Source organism: Vibrio sp. K4 (genome assembly GCF_051122595.1).
GTDB lineage: Bacteria > Pseudomonadota > Gammaproteobacteria > Enterobacterales > Vibrionaceae > Vibrio > Vibrio owensii.
Genome location: NZ_CP178577.1, coordinates 2267121 through 2287987, shown reverse-complemented (window position 1 = coordinate 2287987; position 20867 = coordinate 2267121). Strand labels below are relative to the sequence as shown.

Below are 20867 nucleotides of genomic sequence, written 5' to 3'. Positions count from 1 at the left end.
CAATTATGAAACAAAATCAACTGTTTGGTAATTTCTAACTTAGTCAAACTATTGTCAAATCGCTAAACGTACAGCAGACAGTTTAATAATCTCCCTCTATACTTAGCGCGAAATGATACACCCGTTGAGGAAACTATGAAAAAAACACTACTACTTGTTACTTCTTTGCTATTCGGTGCTGCACTAGTGGGTTGCCAAACTTCTCAAAACACAGAAATGGAATCGGCTGAGGCGTCTATGAAGACTATTACAGGTACAGTGGCTTACCGTGAGCGTATCGCGCTGCCTCCACACGCAGTAGTAACGGTTGCACTTGAAGACGTTTCTCTGGCGGATGCTCCAGCTAAAGTTCTTGCTAAACAAACATTCGAAACTGAAGGCAAGCAAGTACCTTTGGCATTTGAACTAAGCTACAACAGCAACGACATTCAACCTAACCATCGTTACAGCCTGCGTGCTCGTATCGAAGTAGATGGTAAGTTGCGTTTTATCAATGATACTAGCATCCCAGTGATTACGGACGCAGATCAAACACACGAAGCAAACATTCGCCTAGTTGGCACGCGTTAATTGCTACCGGCAATGTAAACCTATTAAAAATGGCAGCTTAAGGCTGCCATTTGTATTTTCTGAGTGAGACTTTTCCGATCTCAGACACTTCAATCCCCTCTGCTTCCAGCTTTTGCTTTTGTCTTTCTAAGTCTCGGCCTTTTAATGAAATCTTGCCTTGACTGTTAATGACTCGAAACCAAGGCAGTTTACTGCCCTCCGGCAGATTACCTAGCGCTTTACCTACGTGCCTTGCGTAGCCAGGGTAGCCCGCCATTTTTGCAATTTCACCATAAGTAGAAACTCGCCCTGTGGGAATTTGGTGAATTACAGCAAAGATTTGCATCAAAAATTGGTCCATACTGAAAGTGTCCACTGTTGTTTACCAAGGAATGGTAATACACAAGACTTGTACTTCGCTATCAGTTCTTGCTCCTTAACATCATTTGCCGCTCGTCAGTACCTATCCACTTTTTCTATGTCCCTTTTTTGAGCTGCGATTGATTACTAGAGTAAGTTGGAAATACAAAAACAGGCTTATGCTTAGTTTATAAATAGACCCGCTCAACGACTTTTAATGCCCAGTTTGACATGCCGTTGAGTTACCAAGTTGGTTGGGGAAGCCAGGAGGCGCTATGATTTTTTCGACACTTCAATTTCTTGTTACGACTCTTCTTGCCGTGGTGTGCGCTCGTGCCATCAGTTTGAGCGAAGGAGAGATTCCGGTTCTCGCCTTAATGATTCCCGCATTGTGGATACTGCCACAAGGTGGCCTTGCAGGCCTGATTCTGCTCGGTGCCATGACCGTTTATGGCGTCACCTTATCGATGCAGCCGATTGCGTTGTCTGTCGGTATCTTAATCCTTTTCCCGTTACTCATGGTGGTGTTCTCTCGTCGGAGTTCGTTGGGCGTGTTGCTGACTGCGGGCCTGATTGTTCTCACGTTACAAGTAGGCATTATGGTCACGCAGGAGGGGGGTAAGTTAGGAGGCTCTGCTTGGTTAACCGCTGTGCAAACCTTATCTGTGATTGTGATGTGGTGGTCTGCCAATCATTGGAAACCATCGGAAAAGCACGCTTGGTGGTCTTTGTTGTTGTTACTGCCTTTATGGCTAGCGGACTTGCCGTATGCGGTGCTTGTAGCATTAAGCATCACAGGTATTTTGGCGTCGATGGAAGCGCTGACTAAGATTAAAAATTCATTGCGCTGGGGTAAATTGCTTTGTTGGACCTTACCAACCGTTGGCTTTGCCGCTTTGGTCGTTAGCCCCAATATCGAAGTTCCTAACCCTGTTTTTGTTGTGTGGATATGCTTACTGGGCACCGCTTGGATGACGGACTACATCTTACATAGTAGTGATGAGCAAGCCGAGTTATAAAATAGTTGTAGCTGCACTGAGTAAATAGTGACCCGTGCGGCAGACTATTGATTTGTTTATGAAATAATAGGCCGGATGTTATATGTTCGGCCTTTCATATTTATTGTGCATTTAATAATAAAAATTCAATCTTAGCCCCTATATAAAGTGGGCCTTTTTAGAAACGTTAGTCATGGTTAAAGTAGTTCAAAGGCTGTTGGTTTTTGCTTGCTTTCTATTGAGTCTGAGTCTCAAAGCAGAACCAGAACAAGTCTCTCATTATAAGGTGGCGACAGAGGCGGATGATGTCGTTACGCGTGTCCTGTTTGACGCGGTGGCAGAGAACTTTGGTGTCTCAATTCAGTACGTTAATTACTCGAGTTTTGATGCGATTTTAGATTCTGTCGCTCATGGTAAAAGTGATTTTGCCGCCAACATCACCTACACCCCAGAAAGGGCTAAGCTGTTTAGCTACTCGCGTCCCACCAACATTGAATACACCTATCTGTATGGTTTAAGTGATACGATTTTGAGTGATGCGACCGTCGTTGGCGTCCCACAAGACACCATCTACGAAGCGCTACTTGAACAATATTATCCTGAGTTGATTCAGGTGCCTTACCAAGGGCATGAGGAGGCAGTATCGCTGTTACGTTCTAGACAAGTAGACGGCGTTGTCGATGCCATCAATCAACTCAAACCAATGTTACTTGAAGGCTTTGATGCCAAGCTGCTTAATGACCACATCTCAATAAAGCCAGTATCGATTGTTAGCCAAAAGGGAACCCACCTTGAAGAACTGTCTCGATTTGCTGATTTTATCCATAGTGAAGCAGTGCAGAAGTTACTTCGAGAGAAGGTGGCTTTGTACCAATTTGAGTTGAGACAAACCGCATTGCGTGAGTCTATTAAGCAACTTCCTATCGATTTAGAAAAGCCGTTTACCATCAAGTTTGAATCTATCTTTCCTTATGTAGTGTACAAAGAAGATGGTTCCGTTGAAGGAATGACGGCGGATATCGTCTTGCAGAGCTGCGAGATTTTGGCATTGAATTGCCAAGTGATCAGCAAACCTAATGAGAGCTGGGAATCCATGTATAACCAGTTTATCCAAGGTGAGTTCGATATGCTTGCTCCTTTAACGATTAGCCGCGAGCGACGTACGTTTAGCCACTTCCCTCAGCCTCATTACTACCCAACCTCCGTCATGGTTAAGCGCCTTGGCTACAAACCAAACGTGTATTCTCATGTTTCTCAGCTGATTTCTGAGCGTATTGGTGTGGTGAAAGATGACTTCTTCGATCAAATGCTCACACAAATGCTGCCATTAAAGGAACTCAATCGTTTTGATTCGCAGCAGTTGATGTTGGATGCCTTATTGGCGAGAGAGATTGATTACATTGCGATGGATACCGCAATGCTCAATCATTTCTTACGTTTGAGTGAGCTAATTCCCATCGAGCAAGACGATGCCATCGGAGAGTTTTACGAATCAGAACTGTCGGTTGGCTTAGCAACCAGTCAGCGCGGTGAGATTCTCGCGCCTTACTTTAGCCGCGCGATATCCATGTTGGACTTGGAAAAGATTGTTGCCCAATACGATTTGAGACCGGATTGGCGCACTGCATTGGAATACGAAGTTCGGTTAGCAACTCAGACGCAAGCGGTATTTATTTTTGTGTTGGTGTTTGCGCTTGGTGTGACGCTGTATCTGTATCGCCAATCGAATACCGACAACTTAACCGGATTAAGAAATCGTCGCTCGCTGCAAGTGAAGTATCGACAAGGCGTGCCAAAAGACTTGGCTATCTTGTACCTCGATATCAATAAGTTTAAGCAAATCAACGATACTTATGGGCACAGAGCAGGGGATAAAGTACTGCAATTGCTTTCGCTAAAGATACATCGCGTTTGGGCAGGTAGAAGTTATCGTATTGGTGGTGATGAGTTTATCCTGCTGGGTTACCCGACAGAAACGCAGTTAACCAGAGCGATTGAAGAGCTAAGTGCCCTTGATGTAAAAGGTGAACATTTTGGTGATTTGAATCAGGTAACGATCTCTGTCGGTGTGTCGACTAAACGCGAGCGCAGCGTTAGCTTAGAGCAAGCATTGCATTTAGCGGATGAGGACATGTACTCAAGTAAGCAAGCCTCTCGCACAAGCGTTGAGCCAAACCCTTGCATGAGTTGACTTTAAAACGCTGAATTGACCGAGTTTTGTTCAAACAGAAATGAAATGGGCAAAATCGTCGCTTTAGCCCTTGCAATCCGAGAGGCGATGCTGAATAATCCTCACATCATTTGAGACGCGCTCTCAAAACAGAATTATGGGGCTCTGGTCCTCTCGCAACAATAGCTCGTGAACTCGGTCAGGTCCGGAAGGAAGCAGCCGCAGCGGGTGACTTGTGTGCCGGGATGTGGCTGGGGTCCCACCCTTTAAAAGCCTCGCTTATACAGCGAGGCTTTTTCGTTTCTGCGCTATAAAACACTCTCTTAGATCTTATCCCATTCTCTCAACTGGCTATTAGTCTGGCTGGTGGCTTCTCGCTACTCATAACCAAATCTGTATGAAGCATTCGGCCGTGTCTTATGTGATTTCTCTTTGCTGTTAACTTGAATAAATATGCTATTTGCATAACTCGAACGTGATGCATTTCGACTAACAAAATTTAGTCATTCTTTATTAGCAATTTTTCTATCTTCCCTTGCAAATCTTTTCGGATAGTTTGCATTTTTGTCACGCTTGCTAGCCACTCTTAATAAAATCATCTTGTAGAAAAATTACACTTTTCGGGAAAAATGAAGTGTTTTTTCTGTCTAATCGGGGGCTTATTCATGTTCATTTACACTTAATTGATCTTTTGTATGACAAAATAAAATCGAGATTGATTGGGGTCAAAGATTCGTCCGCATTTGCTATTTGCCTATCTGAAAGTTAATTACAAGTATTCATCGGTTCGGGTAGGTTATTTTTACTCGCTGGCATAACACTGAATAGATTCTTGATAAATATTCAAAATGAAAATAAACGGTGCAACAGTGACTAGCGAGGCGATTTAACTCAATTCTATTCAGCGAATGCTTTTTATCAGTTTGAAATTGTACTGATGTCGCTTGAATGCTTTTTGGAGACCCCCATGACTAAAAAGTGGTTTACTGAGTCGGTTGAAGAAACACTGACTCAATTTAATGTATCAACTGAGCAAGGTTTGACTTCGGAAGAAGTAGAGCAGCGTCAGGCTGAACACGGCAAAAACGAGCTACAAGAGCAAGAAGGCAAATCTGCCCTTGAGCTATTCCTACACCAATTTAAGAACCCATTGATCTTCATTCTGGGTATTGGTGCGATTGTTTCCTTCTTTACTGGTCACCTTGTGGATGCGATTGCCATCACTGTGATCATCTTCATCAATGCCATCATCGCATTTTGGCAAGAGTTTAAAGCTCAGAAGGGCATGGAAGCGCTGCGCGAAATGGCTGCCCCAACGGCACAAGTTCGTCGCAATGGTGAATGGGTTGATGTGTTAGCACGTGACATTGTGCCGGGTGATATTCTAAAGATTAATACGGGCGATATCCTTGCTGCGGACGTGCGTATCATTGAAGCGAACCGTCTTGCGGTAGATGAAGCCGCGCTTACTGGTGAGTCTGAGCCGGTTGATAAAATCGTTAAGGTGATTGAAAACGAAACCGTCGGCCTTGGTGATCAGCGTAATATGGGCTTTATGACCACGATTGTGACCACTGGTACAGGCTTAGGTGTGGTTGTCAGCACAGGCATGAAGACCGAAGTTGGCCATATTGCGGACATGATGGCAAACACCGAAGAGACCAAAACACCAATGCAAGAGCGTATGGATACCATCGCAAAAACCTTAATGGTTGCGGCTTTGGGTGTGGTGGCTGTGGTTTGTGGTATCGGTCTTTACCATGGTATGCCTTGGCTGGAAATCCTCAATACAGGTATTTCTCTATCGGTAGCGGCGATTCCAGAAGGTCTGCCAACAGTTATCTCAATTGTGTTGACCATGGGCTCAACGCGCATGGTGAAGAACAACGCATTGGCGAAGCAGCTTTCTGCAATTGAGACGCTGGGTTCAACCACGGTTATCTGTTCAGATAAAACAGGTACGCTGACACAAAACCAAATGCAGGTAATGAAAGCGTACGATGCAAGTGGTCGTTACTGGGAAGTGTCAGGCAAAGGCTTTAGCCCTGAGGGTGAATTTAAGCCGCTAGGCCACACGGTTGATGCAAAGCAAAGCCCAGAGATGATGAAAGGCTTAGTGGTTGCGACCCTGTGTAATGATGCGGAATACATCAAAAATGGCGATAACTCGTCTGTGCGTGGTAACCCAACTGAAGGCGCATTGATTGTTGCAGCGGCAAAAGCGGGTCTGGAGCAATCAGACATGCTATCGACAGGCGGTTACTCTATTGTTGAGAAGTTCCCGTTTGATTCTGCACGTAAGATGGCGTCAGTGATTGTCAAAGGACCAGATGGTAAGCACTTCCTGGCTATTAAAGGTGCGCCAGATGTTGTGTTGCGCAATGCCTCTGGCTTTATGGTCGACGGTGGTGAGCTACCTACAGCACCAACCATGTCGACAGGCAGCTTAGCGTTAGCGGCAAGCCCTGCAGAAGAGGTGATTGCGAACTACGAAGCGGCAATTCAGGACTTTGCAGAGCAAGCGCTTCGCACTTTGGCAGTAGGTTATAAAGAGCTGACAGAAGATGATCTCAAGCGTGATCCTGCTGAGCTAGAGAAAGATGTGACCGTGCTTGGTTTGTACGGAATCATGGACCCACCGCGTCCAGAAGTGCGCGACGCAGTAGAAAGCTGTTATAACGCAGGCGTTCGCACGGTGATGATCACAGGTGACCATGCACTTACTGCAGCAGCAATTGCACGTGAAATCGGCATTATCCGCAGTGAAAAAGACTTGGTCATTACGGGTGCACAACTGGATGAAATGGATGATGAAGCGCTACGCAAAATCTGTCCGGAAGTTGCCGTCTTTGCTCGTGTAACGCCAGAACACAAGCTGCGCATTGTTCAAGCTCAGCAACATAATAATGAAGTGGCAGCGATGACAGGTGACGGCGTGAACGATGCGCCAGCTCTTCGCCGTGCGGACATCGGTGTTGCAATGGGTATCACCGGTACATCGGTAGCCAAAGACTCGGGCGATTTGATTCTACTGGATGACAACTTCAGCACGATCGTGAAAGCCGTGCGCCAAGGTCGTCAGATCTTCGATAACTTGCGTAAGTTCATTCGCCAAGCACTGACGGCAAACGTGGGTGAAGTATCGGTTATCTTGTTCGCCTTCTTGATGATGGGACCAGAAGCGATTCTGCCACTTACGCCACTAATGATTCTATGGATTAACTTAGTTTCTGACGGCTTGCCAGCGCTGGCATTAGGTGTAGAACCTGAAGAGAAAGATCTGATGGAGCGTAAGCCGCGTAAGCGTAACGAAAGCTTCTTCAGCGACCATTTGGGTACACGTATTGTGACACGCGGTTTGGCATTGGGCGGTATGAGCTACTTGGCGTTCAACTGGGCACTGAGCAGTGGTCAAAGCGCTCAATATGCACAGACAATGGCTTTCGCAATGCTGATTTTTGCTCAGCTATGGCACTTGTTTGACTCGCGTACGTTTAACTCGCTATACCGCAAGAATCCATTCACCAACAAATACCTGTTGGGTGCTGTAGCGGTCTCGGCAACGCTGTCCCTTGGTGTTATTTATACTGGTCTCGGTCAGCTGATCTTTAACACAGAGGCACTAAGTGCTGGCCACCTATTTGGTGTGATTCTTGTGTCTTCACTGCCGACATTCATTTTGTCTGGCATTAAAGAGATGACGAAAACCAAAGTCGTTTAAGAATGGTGGTGTCGATTCTTTCAGCATAGGGAAGCGACAGATACCTAAAGCCCGCCGAGAGTGATAGCTTGGCGGGCTTTTCTTTTCTCTCAAGCAAGGCATCTCTTTAGCTGTGCGAAGGTTTACTCTATAATCCCCCCGTTTTCATCTGGTACTTCACCAACTTTCATCTGGGATATTTTCATGATTTCAAAAAACCAACTAAAACTGCTGCGTGCTTTAGGTCAAAAGAAGCAGCGTAAAGCGCACGGCTTATTTCTGGTTCAAGGTGAAAAGAACGTACTGGAATTGGCGAACAGCTCGCTCACGGTAAAGCAGATTTTTGCGACGGCTGAGTTTCTGGAAGAGCATCGTCAAGAGCTCAACAGTTTCGAATGTATTGAAGCGTCACTAGATGACCTAACTAAAGCAAGTACGTTGGTGAGCAACAATGCAGCCATTGCTGTGGTTGAAATTCCAAACGTAACAGTGCCTCAGGCAAAAGGCTTGATGATCGCATTGGATGGTGTTTCTGATCCGGGCAACCTAGGTACGATCATTCGCGTAGCGGATTGGTATGGTATCAAGCACATCATCGCGAGCACAGATTGTGCCGATCCATACAATCCAAAAACCATCAGTGCAACCATGGGCAGCTTTGGTCGCGTGCAAGTGAGCCTAGTGGATCTACCAAGTTACTTGGAAGATGCAAACTTGCCAGTGTATGGCGCTTTCCTTGAAGGCGAGAGTGTGCACAAGACGGAATTCTCAGCAGAAGGTATTTTGTTGATGGGCAGCGAATCTCACGGTGTGCGTGAAGCGGCATCGAAGTTTGTGACCGACAAGATTACCATTCCAGCGTTTGGCGGTGCTGAGTCTCTAAACGTGGCAATGGCGACAGGTATTATTCTGGATAACATGCGTCGTCAACACAGCTAATCGCAGCAACGAATCATAGATACAAAAAAAGCGTAACGAGCCAGACTTTTTCAAGTTGAGGTTCATTACGCTTTTTTCGTTTTAATGCGCTTATTTTTCTAGCATGTCCAACTTGTTTGGCACGCCGTTCCACTTTTCCGCTTCATCCATTGCTGGCTTCACTTCAGTTTGTACCGGCCAGATTTCTGCAAGTTCTGCGTTGAGCTCTTTGTAGATCACTTGATCTTCTGGAAGCTCGTCTTCTTGGAAGATGGCGGCTGCGGCACATTCGTCCACGCACAAACCACAGTCGATGCACTCAATCGGGTTGATTACCATAAAGTTTGGGCCTTCGTGGAAGGCATCAGCAGGGCATACCGCGACACAGTCAGTGTATTTACATTGGATACAGTTATCGGTTACGACAAACGCCATGATAATCAGCTCTTAAGTTAGTCAAAATTGAAGAATGGGGATAATACTCATCCCAAGGCAAAATTCAACATTCGCTACGTTAATTCCGCCGTGCAACTTGGATTTAGTATGACAGACAAATCAATTTCTCGTAAAATGCGCGCCATTGTGAGCTGACTGCTTTTTCACCCCCGATATTCACGAGGAGAAATTAGCAGTTCTGGCTAAGACACCTACCATAACGAGACATCACATGATTCGTATTAATGAAATTAAACTTCCTCTTGATCATGAGGAAGGCGCGCTATTGGACGCGATTACTAAAAAGCTTGGCATTGCTGCTGAGAAAGTTATCTCTTTTAATGTCTTTAGACGCGGCTACGATGCTCGTAAGAAAACCAATATTCATCTTATCTACACGCTAGACATCATCGTTGAAGGTGATGAAGAAGCGTTGCTAGCGAAATTCGAAAAAGATCCGCACGTTCGCCAAACACCAGATATGGAATACAAGTTTGTAGCGAAGGCACCTGAGAACCTAACTGAGCGCCCAGTGGTGATCGGTTTTGGTCCTTGTGGTCTATTTGCGGGCTTGGTTTTGGCTCAAATGGGCTTTAACCCAATCATCGTTGAGCGCGGTAAAGAAGTACGTGAGCGTACTAAAGACACGTTCGGCTTTTGGCGTAAGCGCACACTAAACCCAGAATCGAACGTACAGTTTGGTGAGGGCGGCGCGGGTACTTTCTCTGATGGTAAGCTTTACAGCCAAGTGAAAGATCCAAACTTCTACGGTCGTAAAGTGATCACTGAGTTTGTAGCAGCAGGCGCACCAGAAGAAATTCTATACGTAAGTAAGCCGCACATCGGTACCTTTAAACTGGTTACCATGATCGAGAAGATGCGCGCGAAAATCATCGAGCTAGGTGGTGAGATCCGCTTTAGCACTCGTGTTGACGATCTACATATGGAAGATGGTCAAATCACAGGCGTAACGCTATCAAACGGTGAAGAGATCAAATCTCGTCACGTTGTTCTAGCGGTAGGTCACAGTGCTCGTGATACCTTTGAAATGCTGCACGACCGCGGCGTTTACATGGAAGCGAAGCCGTTTTCTGTTGGTTTCCGTATCGAGCACAAACAGTCGATGATCGATGAAGCACGTTTTGGTCCAAACGCAGGTCACCCAATTCTTGGCGCCGCAGACTACAAACTGGTTCACCACTGTAAGAATGGTCGTACGGTCTACAGTTTCTGTATGTGTCCTGGTGGTACTGTTGTTGCGGCTACTTCTGAAGAAGGTCGCGTAGTGACTAACGGTATGAGCCAATACTCTCGTGCAGAGCGTAACGCGAACAGTGCAATCGTAGTGGGTATCTCTCCAGAAGTTGATTACCCAGGTGATCCTCTAGCGGGTATCCGTTTCCAACGTGAACTAGAATCGGGCGCTTACACACTCGGTGGTGAGAACTACGACGCACCAGCACAGAAAATCGGTGACTTCCTGAAAGGTCGCGATCCAAGTGCACTAGGTGATGTTGAACCATCATTCACTCCGGGCATCAAACTGACTGACCTGTCAAAAGCGCTACCTGCATTTGCTATCGAAGCTATTCGTGAAGCAATCCCAGCATTCGATCGTAAGATCAAAGGCTTTGCGTCAGAAGATGGTCTACTGACGGGTGTTGAGACGCGTACGTCTTCTCCAGTTTGTATCAAGCGTGGTAAAGACTTCCAGAGCATCAACTTGAAAGGTTTCTTCCCTGCGGGTGAAGGTGCAGGCTACGCGGGTGGTATCCTTTCTGCGGGTATCGATGGCATTAAGGTGGCAGAAGCGGTAGCTCGTGACATCGTCGCTTCAATGGAAAACGCATAATTTAATCGCGTGATATAACATCGAAAGCCAGCCTAAATCTAAGGCTGGCTTTTTTGTTTCTGCTGCATAGCTAGTTATTTCTTTTCGCCCTTCTTATATTGACTCACTCCTGACTCGAATCACGTCCAAGCTTTGTATATTCTTTGCTCACAGCCAAGCAGATGGTCGATGTAACTTTAAATAAATATGCAACTTAGTATTCATTGCTTTGTGTTATGTATCAATTCAGATAAAGATCAATAGACTACACCTATAAATAAAATTGCTAATTTCCATTTAGTAAAATCAAGAAATTAGACGACACTTATCTTAAAGGCAGCAAAAACGTGCCGCTAAGGAGATAAGAATGCATTCACTTAAAGTTAAAGATTACATGACGTTACAGGCAGTGACTTTCACCAAGAACATGTCGTTGACGGCGGCTTTGGACAAGGTGATGCAAAGTGTTACTCTAGGTGGGCCTGTTATCGACGAAAACGAGAAAGTCATCGGATTCCTTTCTGAACAAGACCTTTTAGACAAACTCGTTAAGGCCAGTTACCACTGTCAGGACACGCACACAGTAGAAGAGTGCATGCATTTAGATGCGCTATCGGTATCGCCTGAAATGTCGATCATCGAATTGGCTGACATGATGAAAGTCGGTAAACCTAAGATGTATCCGGTGGTGGATGACAAAGATAAGCTCGTTGGTGTGATCACAAGACGCGATGTTTTAAGAGCCATCGGCAAAACACTGAACGAATGTTTCAAACATCCCGTTTAAGAACAAAACAATAAGTATTAAGACGAAAGACGCCTCGGCGTCTTTTTGTCGTTGAGGAAGAATATGTCCACGCAAGACGCGAAGTTTGTCCAAGGTTCTACCATGCGCCACATCTTAGTGATGTCTGGCGCAGGCTCTGTCGGTTTGATGGCACTGTTTGTCGTCGATCTGCTCGATATGTTATTCATCAGTATGCTAGGGCAGGTAGAGCTTGCTGCGGCTGTCGGTTTTGCTGGAACGCTGATTTTCTTCTCAACCTCAGCATCCATCGGTACTTCGATTGCTATGGGGGCTTTGGTCTCTAAAGCGATTGGCGCAAAGGATTTTGAACGAGCAAGGTTGATGAGTGGCAGTATCATGCTGGTGGCCTTTATGATCAGCTTGGTCATTACCATTAGTATGTTCATCCACATTCCTGAATTACTCGCAGCCATAGGTGCTGAGGGGGTCGCTGCCGAGCGTGCAGAAGCTTATCTCAATATTCTATTACCAAGTGCACCGATACTTGCGTTAGGTATGTCTGCCGGTGCAGGACTGCGTGCCGCTGGAGATGCAAAGCGATCTATGTGGGCGACTTTAGCGGGCGGTATTGTTAACGCGATTCTTGATCCGCTGTTTATCTTCGTCTTCAAATGGAACGTAGAAGGAGCAGCGGCGGCGTCTGTTATTGCGCGTTTCACGGTATTGGCTTTCTCCCTTTACCCACTAGTAAAAGTGCACAAGCTGGTTTCATTCCCTAATCTCGATATCGTTAAAATTAACCTTAAACCGATTTTGGCGATTGCCGTGCCCGCCATTATTACCAACACTGCTACGCCGATTGGTAATGCGATTGTGACCACTCACATTGCCCAATTTGGTGAGGATTTTGTGGCAGGTTTTGCCGTGATAGGGCGTTTAACTCCAGTGTGTTTTGCGGTGATTTTTGCTTTGTCTGGTGCGGTCGGTCCAATCATTGGTCAGAACTTTGGTGCGGAGCGGATGGATCGCGTGAAGCGAACTCTGACCGATTCTTTACTGGTGACTACCATTTATACTCTCGCCGTATGTGCTCTTCTTTACGTCCTGCAAGATTACATTGTTGCCATGTTCAGCCTAACGGGTGACGCTGCGATTATTGTTGCTGCTTTCTGTACCTATGTGGCGATTACGTTTGTGTTCAATGGTACTTTGTTTGTCGCCAACACGTCCTTCAATAACCTTGGTAAACCGCTGTACTCAACGGCGTTGAATTTGGGCAAAGCGACCATCGGCACGTTGCCTTTCGTTTACTTCGGTTCTCAGTGGTATGGTGCGCTTGGTGTGCTTTACGGCCAAGCAGTGGGTACGATTGTTTTTGGTCTACTGGCGTTAGTTGTGCTGAATAAACACATCAAAGACCTGATGCTGAACTTTGGTGAAGACTTGGTGGAAGATGATCCTGCCATCACTTGCGTTAATACTCAGCCTTTCTGTTCTCACGATGCGGTATTGATTGATGAGGTCGCCACCGCTCTGGAAGAGGAAAAAGCGTAAATTTTCCTAATTTCACATAAATACGCTTGACCTTGGAGTTAGCTCTAAGGTTTATTCTTAGCGGTAGATAGAGACTTATCACCAATAAGGAAAGTGAATTATGTGTACGAAACATCAAGGTTGCCAATCAGGCAAAATCAACTCTGCGGTGGCGTTAGGTGCAAACGACTCTTGCTGCGCACCGGCAAAACCTGCTCTTAATATTACGCAAGCAAGCGTGATCACTTCAGAGGATTCTTGTTGCAGCGGCGGAAGCTGCAGCTCGGATTCTCTTGAAGATGAAGGCCCTGCCGAACCCCTTGAATCCTCCATTCGCCATAGCTGGTTAGTGTCAGGCATGGATTGTCCTGCCTGTGCTCAAAAACTTGAAAAAGCCATTTCTTCTGTTGAAGGTGTCACGAACGCCAAAGTCCTGTTCGCGACTGAAAAGCTGGTGGTGGATTTTGATAACCGTGCACTTGCGCCTGTCATTGAGCAAGTTTCTCAACAAACCGGTTTCCCACTGACTTCGACAGATGCGCCAAAACCAAAAGCCGAGAAAAAAGGTTGGTTAGGCGTTATGAAAGACAATGTTCAAATCCTTTCTATCGCAGGTGCGATGGCGTTAGCCGGTCTTATCTCTGATTTACACCCAACCTTCAGCACGTGGCTCTTTACGTTGACCTGTTTGCTTGGTCTGTATCCGGTTGCGATGAAAGCGGTCAAGTTGGCTCGTAGTGGTACACCATTCGCGATTGAAACGCTGATGAGTGTCGCAGCGCTGGGTGCTCTATACCTAGGTGAAACCGCAGAAGCGGCGATGGTGCTATTGCTTTTCCTTATTGGTGAAAAGTTAGAAGCATACGCATCATCTCGTGCTCGTAGCGGCGTTCAAGCATTGATGGATCTCGTTCCAGAAAATACCACTCTGATTGTAGATGGCGAACGTCAAGAAGTGCCAGCGTCACAACTACAGCCGGGTAACGTGATTGAAGTAGCGCCGGGTGGTCGTATGCCAGCTGATGGCGTACTGATGACTCAAGCGGCAAGCTTTGACGAAAGTGCATTAACGGGTGAGTCTGTTCCGGTAGAGCACAACGAAGGCGGTAAAATCATGGCTGGTGCCGTGGTTGTCGACAAAGTCGTGCAGGTGAAAGTGACGTCTCGCCAAGGTGAGAACGCGATTGACCGTATCCTACATTTGATTGAAGAAGCGGAATCACGCAAAGCACCACTTGAACGTTTCCTAGATAAGTTCAGCCGTTGGTACACGCCATTGATGATGCTTGTCTCTCTATTAGTCATCATCACACCGCCATTGTTGTTTGCTCAACCTTGGGAAACGTGGGTGTACCGTGGTCTAGCATTGCTGTTGATCGCATGTCCATGTGCGCTCGTCATCTCTACACCAGCGGCGATCACTTCTGGCTTGGCGGCAGCGGCAAAACGCGGCGCACTGATCAAAGGTGGTGCAGCGCTTGAGCTACTGGGTCGTGTTGAATCTGTAGCATTTGATAAAACGGGCACACTGACACAAGGCAAACCGCAAGTAACTGATGTGGTACCTTTTGGTGTGACGGAAGAACAACTGCTGAGCTTGACCGCTTCGATTGAGATTGGCTCAAGCCACCCGCTAGCAATTTCTTTGGTGAACAAAGCGCAAGAGCAGGGCATCAACATTCCTGAAGCGGCAGACAAAACAGCACAGGTTGGTTCTGGTGTGACAGGTCTTGTTGAAGGCAAATTGGTTCAAGTGATTGCGCCATCGAAAGCCGATTTTGCCATCTCGTCTGACATTGAACAGCAAGTCGTGGCGTTGGAAGACCAAGGTAAGACGGTGGTTATCGCTCGTCACGATGAACAAGTGATTGGTTTGATTGCTTGGCAAGACACACTTCGCCAAGACGCTCAACAAGCGGTTGCTGCACTGAAAAAGCTGGGTATTTCATCAGTGATGTTAACTGGCGATAACCCTCGCAGTGCCGAAGCAATTGCGAACCAAATTGGCCTTGATTACAAAGCAAGTTTGCTGCCAGCAGACAAAGTGCACTACGTGGAAGAGATTTCTGCGCAGCACACTGTCGCGATGGTGGGTGATGGCATTAATGATGCGCCAGCAATGAAAGCTTCAAGCATTGGTATTGCGATGGGCGGTGGTACTGACGTTGCTCTTGAAACGGCTGATGCTGCACTGACTCACAACCGTTTGATCGAGCTAGCAGGTATGATCGAGCTATCACGTGCGACGCTGAATAACATCCGTCAGAACGTGGCGCTTGCACTGGGTCTAAAAGGTGTGTTCTTGGTAACGAGCTTACTGGGCATTACCGGCTTGTGGGTTGCGGTACTTGCCGACAGTGGTGCAACGGCACTAGTCACACTGAATGCTCTGCGTCTGCTTCGCTTTGAATCAAAACAAGTGAAATGAATCAGTTAACAGCTGAGCGATGAATAAGAAGCCTGAGGCAATCCTGTCTTGGGTTTTTTTTGTGTCCATAAAACGGTAATCACTATGCTGAATAATTCGTTTGGCAAATCACTCATTGGTATGCAACGAAATGATCTTTTGGCTATTAAAGTGTGATCTAAACCGTTTTTATTTGAAAGTGTAGATTTATTACATTGTTTCATTGTGACTGTGATCACTCAATGTTGGTAAAAGGTTCGCTACAGTGCATCTGTACCCAACAACTTATTAATGAGCTTATTGTTTACAAAATAAGCCACAACAAGGAGCGACTTATGTCTCAAGCTGTATTCCATTTAGGTGTTACTGAAGCGGATCTTAATGGTGCTACTCTAGCAATCATTCCAGGCGATCCAGCGCGCGTACAAAAAATCGCAGAAGAAATGGAAAACCCAGTATTTCTAGCAAGTCACCGTGAATACACGCTATACCGTGCAGAGCTAGACGGTAAACCTGTTGTGGTTTGTTCTACAGGTATCGGCGGTCCATCTACGTCTATCGCAGTAGAAGAACTAGCGCAGCTTGGCGTTCGCACTTTCCTACGTGTTGGTACGACTGGTGCAATCCAGCCACACGTAAACGTAGGTGACATGATCGTTACTACAGGTTCTGTTCGTCTAGACGGCGCGAGCCTACACTTTGCTCCGATGGAGTTCCCAGCAGTAGCAGACTTCGAAATCGCAACAGCAATGAAAGCAGCTGTTGAAGAGTCTGGTGCAACTGTTCATATGGGTGTGACTGCTTCAAGTGACACTTTCTACCCAGGTCAAGAGCGTTACGACACATTCTCTGGTCGTGTTGTTAAGCGTTTCCAAGGTTCTATGCAAGAGTGGCAAGACATGGGTGTTCTGAACTTCGAAATGGAGTCAGCAACACTGCTAACCATGTGTGCAAGCTCTGGCCTGAAAGCAGGTTGTGTGGCGGGTGTAATCATCAACCGTACACAAAAAGAGATTCCAGATCATTCAACGCTGAAAGAAACGGAAGCTCGCTCAATTAAAGTTGTAGTAGAAGCAGCGCGTAAGATGCTTTAAGCACAATATTTAGTTGGCATTTAAACAAACGGGAAAAACCAGAGGTTCGCCTCTGGTTTTTTCTATCTGGCATTTTGTCTGAGTATTCAAACAACAAATCTGACGCAATAAAAAAGCAGCTCGAGGCTGCTTTTTTTGATTTTTGATCGATATCGACGATTAGATTTCGTCAGAACCACCTGCGGCTTCAAACCAAGCACTTAGGTGAGTTTTGAGATCTTTCAGCTCGTCTGGGCCGATAAGTGCTAACCCTAAGTCTTCAGCACGAGTGATGTCGTTATGACGCAGCGGACGGAAGCTGACCAGCATGGCACGAGCTTGTAGACCACCTAACAGATCACGCAAAGATTCAAGCTTGTACAAGGTGTCATCGCCATCATCGCGCATGCCTTTGGTCTTACATTCGATGATGTGAAGTTTGTTGTTCACCACAGTTGCGACATCAAGTTCATTGCGAACTTCGCTTTCACCGAGTTTGCGATAAACCTGCACGTTCAATGAACGGTCTTGGATCGTCGGCATGGTGTCTTGAATCTGTTTCACAGTGCTGTGTACTAGCGTTTCTAACCATTCACCGTTAGAGAAACGACGAGCGTCTTCATCCGCAAACGTCAGCACGCCATTTTCGTATGTCGCGATTTGTGCCTCGACCAAATCGGTCAGCAGCATGTTCAGTTCGCGGTAGCCTTGTTGTTTCTCAGAAAGCTCAACATCCAGTTTCTGCTCTTTACGACAAGTGGTAGCAAGGTAGTTTAGCGTCGCAAGGCCAGGGCCAAGCTCAAGTGCGTTAGATGCCCAGCGTTCACCCAGTTCGTAAAGCTTTTGGTCAAGTTGAGGAGGAAGGTCTACGTGGTGGAATTCACCGCGTGCGCCGAAAATAGTGAGGTAATCAGAGATGGTAATGTGGTCTTCTACTTGTGTATCTTCTTTGCCATCTGGGTAAAGCCAGCACAGTTTGTCACTGTTTGGTTCTACTACGAAGATAGGCCAACGGTAAGTACGGAAGACTTCGTACACGGAAAGCAGGCGGTGACGTAGGCCACAACTTGCATTGAGTTTAACTTCTTCACCTCGGTCGTGGAGGTCTTTTGCCAATTTGTGGACAGATTGTTTGATCAGAGAAGTGTTTACTGCAGAAGGAATTTCAAAGAATTCAGACGTAATTTCTCGCTGCTCTAATACTGCGCTCAGTCGCTCGTACATATCGGATTGGCTCTTGTCGCCGATGAAGACGATATGTGTACTTACAGTGCGATTATCCAAAAGAGGAGTGACTAATCTCACTGGATCTTGGTCGATAATACCAACATGAACAGCCATAGGTTTTCCTTCTTATTTGGCTTGCTCGAAAAGAGAAAAGAAAAGGGATGAGCAAGCCATATAAACCATATGTAGACACAGCTCATAAAAAACAAGGGCGACTTCAATAAAAAGTCACCCTTATACAGTTGGTTGCAATAAATCCGTTAAATTTGGCCGCGGATTTTATAGCTTAAATCGATGAACCAGTTCGTTTTGCTGATGCGCCAATTGCGTCAAAGATTCACTAGTTTGAGCAATGCTCGACATCGCATGGTAGCTTTGATCGGCAATGCTATTGATGTCTTCAATGCTGCGCGCAATATCCGCTGAAGTCTCGCTCTGCTCTGCTGCCGCTTGAGATATGTGGGTACTCATCTGGCTGATTTCGATAATAAGCGCTTGGATTTCTTCCATCGAGCTATTCGCTTTTGAAGCTTGCTCAACGGACATTTCCATATCACTCATACAGCTCTGAATAACTTGGCTAGCAGACTGCGAACTCGATTGAAGGTTACTGATCATTGCTTCAATCTCAGTTGTCGATTGTGTGGTCTTGGAAGCCAGCACGCGAACTTCATCCGCAACAACCGCAAAGCCACGACCTTGTTCACCCGCACGAGCGGCTTCAATGGCAGCGTTGAGTGCCAACAAGTTAGTTTGTTCAGCGATGTTACGAATCACGTCTAGAATCGAACCGATTTGGCCGCTCATTCTCTGTAGCTCAGAAACCGCAGACACAGATTCATTCAAACGCGTTTCTAACTGGTTAATGGTCGAGATATTACTGTTCATAACGTTGCGACCTTGGTCAGAAGCCGTTTCTACACGCTGAACCATTTCTAGTGAGCCTTGTGCACTTTGTGCGACTTCTTGAACCGAGTGAGACATCTCTGTCATCGCTGTCGCCACATTTGCGGTTTGCTCACGCTGTGAGTTCAATTGACCTTGCGCTTGAGAAGAGGTTTGCTCATTCGTTGAAGCGGTCGAGGCAAGGTTTTCTGAAGCGTCATTAAGCTTCACAAGAATGTTGTGCAAACTGTCCGCAAGGGTATTGATATGTCCACTTACGCGGCTAAATTCGTTGTTGTGACGATTTTCAATACGCTGTGTCATGTCGCCTTCTGTCAGGCTTTCTAGCACTTTCAAGATGCGTGTTAGTGGTTCACGGACACTTTGTGCGATGTGGTAACCGATGGCGGTTGCAAACAGAACGACAATCACTGCAATCACAATCGCTTTCGTCACGCCTGCTGAGTAAATGTCTCCTGCATCAGCTAAAGATTCGTTGAGCTTGTCTGTTGCGGTTGTTGTGAATTGCTCAAGAATCGACATGCTTGAGTCAACTTTGGTGGCAAGGTTCGCAATGTTGTTGTAAAGCGCCGCACGAGCCGAAAGGTAGTTGTTGTGTTGGTCTAACACACCGCCACGCATACCGACGTCACGTGTGAATTGCTCTACCGATTCACCAAAAGCTTTTTGAAGTTCAGGAAGTTGAGTTACCAAACCACGGAATGCGTAGTTTAGGTGTGTGACGGCCTTGCGGTTTTTCGCTACCGCTTCAGTTACAAACTCAGGGTTCGAGCTTGCTAAGGCATCGGACGTAATGACTTCAGCATCTTTCAATTTGATGAAGTAGCTCTTTGCCATCACTTTTACAGAGATACTGCTTTGGTCCGCCACGTATTCTTTCAGGCCAACAGAAAGCTCAGTGTTAAGTTGTTGGAAGCGACGAGAAGACTTTTGCACTTCTTCTAGTGCAGCGAACATGGCTTCGTAGTTATCCATGGCTTCTTTTGCTTCAGTAAAATAGCTCTGCTCAAGTTCTTTAAGCTGAGAAAAAGGTTCGGCAAGAGAAGGGTAGATTTGGCTCGCGACTTCAAGTTGGCTCAATGTCGCTTCAAAGGTTTGTTGAGATTTGGCAAATTCCTGACGCATCTCGTCCATGCGTTGTTTATTCTCTGTGGTCAGGAAGTCTTTAAAAGATTTGTCTGCAGAAAGCAGTTCAACACTGGTTTGGTTAGATAATGAAACAAGTGGTAATGAAGACTTGGATACCGTCTCAAACTTACCGTGAATATCATTCATGCCCCCCATCATAATGGCAATCGTGACAGCAAACAGGACGATGATCAGTGCGAAGCCTGCATACATCCGTTTAATAACTGAACCTCGCATAAGTGAGCTTCCTCTCCCAAAAATAGACAATATAAATAAGAATTGTCTTAAAAAAGTAACAAAATTCACTGGATTGTATTGAGTTTGCGACGCACGTTTTATGACGCACACGACAAAAAAAGCTTCAACGTCACGACTTATATTGATAATGTTAAGTGAACACTGTTTTTTATTGAGCTCGCTTTTGGCTTAGCGCATACTAAATAGGTTACACACCTTATAAAATGGAGTACCCATGGCGGAAGAAACCATCTTTAGCAAAATTATTCGCAAAGAAATCCCAGCAGATGTCCTTTACCAAGATGACTTAGTAACGGCATTTCGTGACATCAATCCGCGTGCGCCAAGCCATATCCTTATCATTCCAAATAAGCTGATCCCGACAGTAAATGACGTGGAAGCGGAAGACGAAGCGATGATGGGACGTATGTTCACGGTAGCGAAGAAGCTTGCTAAAGAAGAAGGCATTGCAGAAGACGGTTACCGTTTGATCGTAAACTGTAACTCACATGGCGGTCAGGAAGTCTATCATATTCATATGCACCTAGTGGGCGGTCGTCCTTTAGGTCCTATGGTATTGAGCTAATCTATTAGAAGTGGGTGAAGTGATTCATCCACTTCTTTATTCCTGACGAACAACACATTTG

At 46.0% G+C, this 20867-nt stretch carries 15 protein-coding genes and 1 other RNA gene; 12 read left to right on the top strand and 4 right to left on the bottom strand.

The window, feature by feature from the left end; genetic code table 11:
- The first annotated feature begins 135 nt into the window (after positions 1-135).
- Positions 136-570, top strand: coding sequence for a YbaY family lipoprotein (locus tag ACLIIY_RS10185; RefSeq protein WP_434527557.1), 435 nt, complete (start codon positions 136-138; stop codon positions 568-570).
- Between the two features lie 37 nt (positions 571-607).
- Here the strand turns inward: ACLIIY_RS10185 and ACLIIY_RS10180 are convergent, their stop codons facing one another.
- Complete coding sequence (locus ACLIIY_RS10180; protein ID WP_005446629.1) at positions 608-910, bottom strand: DNA base-flipping protein; 303 nt, start codon at positions 908-910, stop codon at positions 608-610.
- 274 nt (positions 911-1184) lie between these two features.
- Between ACLIIY_RS10180 and ACLIIY_RS10175 the strand changes: the two genes are divergently transcribed.
- From ACLIIY_RS10175 to ACLIIY_RS10155, 5 genes are all read left to right on the top strand, one after another.
- The gene (locus tag ACLIIY_RS10175) at positions 1185-1928 is read left to right on the top strand and encodes a hypothetical protein (protein WP_434527556.1); all 744 of its coding nucleotides are present in this window, start codon (positions 1185-1187) and stop codon (positions 1926-1928) included.
- A gap of 172 nt (positions 1929-2100) precedes the next feature.
- Positions 2101-4098 (top strand): GGDEF domain-containing protein, encoded by a 1998-nt coding sequence (locus tag ACLIIY_RS10170; protein ID WP_434527555.1) that lies wholly within the window; start codon positions 2101-2103, stop codon positions 4096-4098.
- 142 nt (positions 4099-4240) lie between these two features.
- An RNA gene (ffs, locus tag ACLIIY_RS10165) (signal recognition particle sRNA small type) lies at positions 4241-4337 on the top strand.
- A 707-nt stretch (positions 4338-5044) separates the two neighbouring features.
- Positions 5045-7798, top strand: a complete 2754-nt coding sequence (locus tag ACLIIY_RS10160; protein WP_434527554.1) for a cation-translocating P-type ATPase — start codon at positions 5045-5047, stop codon at positions 7796-7798.
- Between the two features lie 183 nt (positions 7799-7981).
- Positions 7982-8716 (top strand): RNA methyltransferase, encoded by a 735-nt coding sequence (locus tag ACLIIY_RS10155; RefSeq protein ID WP_171373643.1) that lies wholly within the window; start codon positions 7982-7984, stop codon positions 8714-8716.
- Positions 8717-8806: 90 nt separating this feature from the next.
- Here the strand turns inward: ACLIIY_RS10155 and fdxA are convergent, their stop codons facing one another.
- On the bottom strand, positions 8807-9130 hold the full coding sequence (fdxA, locus tag ACLIIY_RS10150; protein ID WP_005431654.1) for a ferredoxin FdxA: 324 nt from the start codon (positions 9128-9130) through the stop codon (positions 8807-8809).
- 232 nt (positions 9131-9362) lie between these two features.
- Between fdxA and ACLIIY_RS10145 the strand changes: the two genes are divergently transcribed.
- From ACLIIY_RS10145 to udp, 5 genes are all read left to right on the top strand, one after another.
- Positions 9363-10982, top strand: coding sequence for an NAD(P)/FAD-dependent oxidoreductase (locus ACLIIY_RS10145; RefSeq protein ID WP_009707141.1), 1620 nt, complete (start codon positions 9363-9365; stop codon positions 10980-10982).
- A gap of 346 nt (positions 10983-11328) precedes the next feature.
- Positions 11329-11748 carry a CBS domain-containing protein gene (locus tag ACLIIY_RS10140; protein WP_005437523.1) on the top strand — a complete coding sequence of 140 codons (420 nt, stop codon included), beginning with the start codon at positions 11329-11331 and terminating at the stop codon, positions 11746-11748.
- A gap of 63 nt (positions 11749-11811) precedes the next feature.
- A complete protein-coding gene (locus ACLIIY_RS10135; RefSeq protein ID WP_258492077.1) occupies positions 11812-13263 on the top strand; it encodes an MATE family efflux transporter in 1452 nt (483 codons plus the stop codon).
- Between the two features lie 100 nt (positions 13264-13363).
- Positions 13364-15670, top strand: a complete 2307-nt coding sequence (locus ACLIIY_RS10130) for a zinc/cadmium/mercury/lead-transporting ATPase (RefSeq protein ID WP_434527553.1) — start codon at positions 13364-13366, stop codon at positions 15668-15670.
- 314 nt (positions 15671-15984) lie between these two features.
- Positions 15985-16743 (top strand): uridine phosphorylase, encoded by a 759-nt coding sequence (gene udp / locus ACLIIY_RS10125; RefSeq protein ID WP_005437517.1) that lies wholly within the window; start codon positions 15985-15987, stop codon positions 16741-16743.
- A gap of 159 nt (positions 16744-16902) precedes the next feature.
- On the opposite strand, the gene ACLIIY_RS10120 is transcribed toward udp, so the two are convergent.
- Together ACLIIY_RS10120 and ACLIIY_RS10115 are read right to left on the bottom strand one after the other, a co-directional pair.
- Positions 16903-18063, bottom strand: a complete 1161-nt coding sequence (locus ACLIIY_RS10120; RefSeq protein WP_005437515.1) for a DUF1887 family protein — start codon at positions 18061-18063, stop codon at positions 16903-16905.
- Positions 18064-18228: 165 nt separating this feature from the next.
- A complete protein-coding gene (locus ACLIIY_RS10115; protein WP_434527552.1) occupies positions 18229-20220 on the bottom strand; it encodes a methyl-accepting chemotaxis protein in 1992 nt (663 codons plus the stop codon).
- A gap of 235 nt (positions 20221-20455) precedes the next feature.
- On the opposite strand from ACLIIY_RS10115, the gene hinT reads away from it, so the two are divergent.
- On the top strand, positions 20456-20806 hold the full coding sequence (gene hinT, locus ACLIIY_RS10110) for a purine nucleoside phosphoramidase (protein WP_005437511.1): 351 nt from the start codon (positions 20456-20458) through the stop codon (positions 20804-20806).
- Positions 20807-20867: the final 61 nt, after the last annotated feature.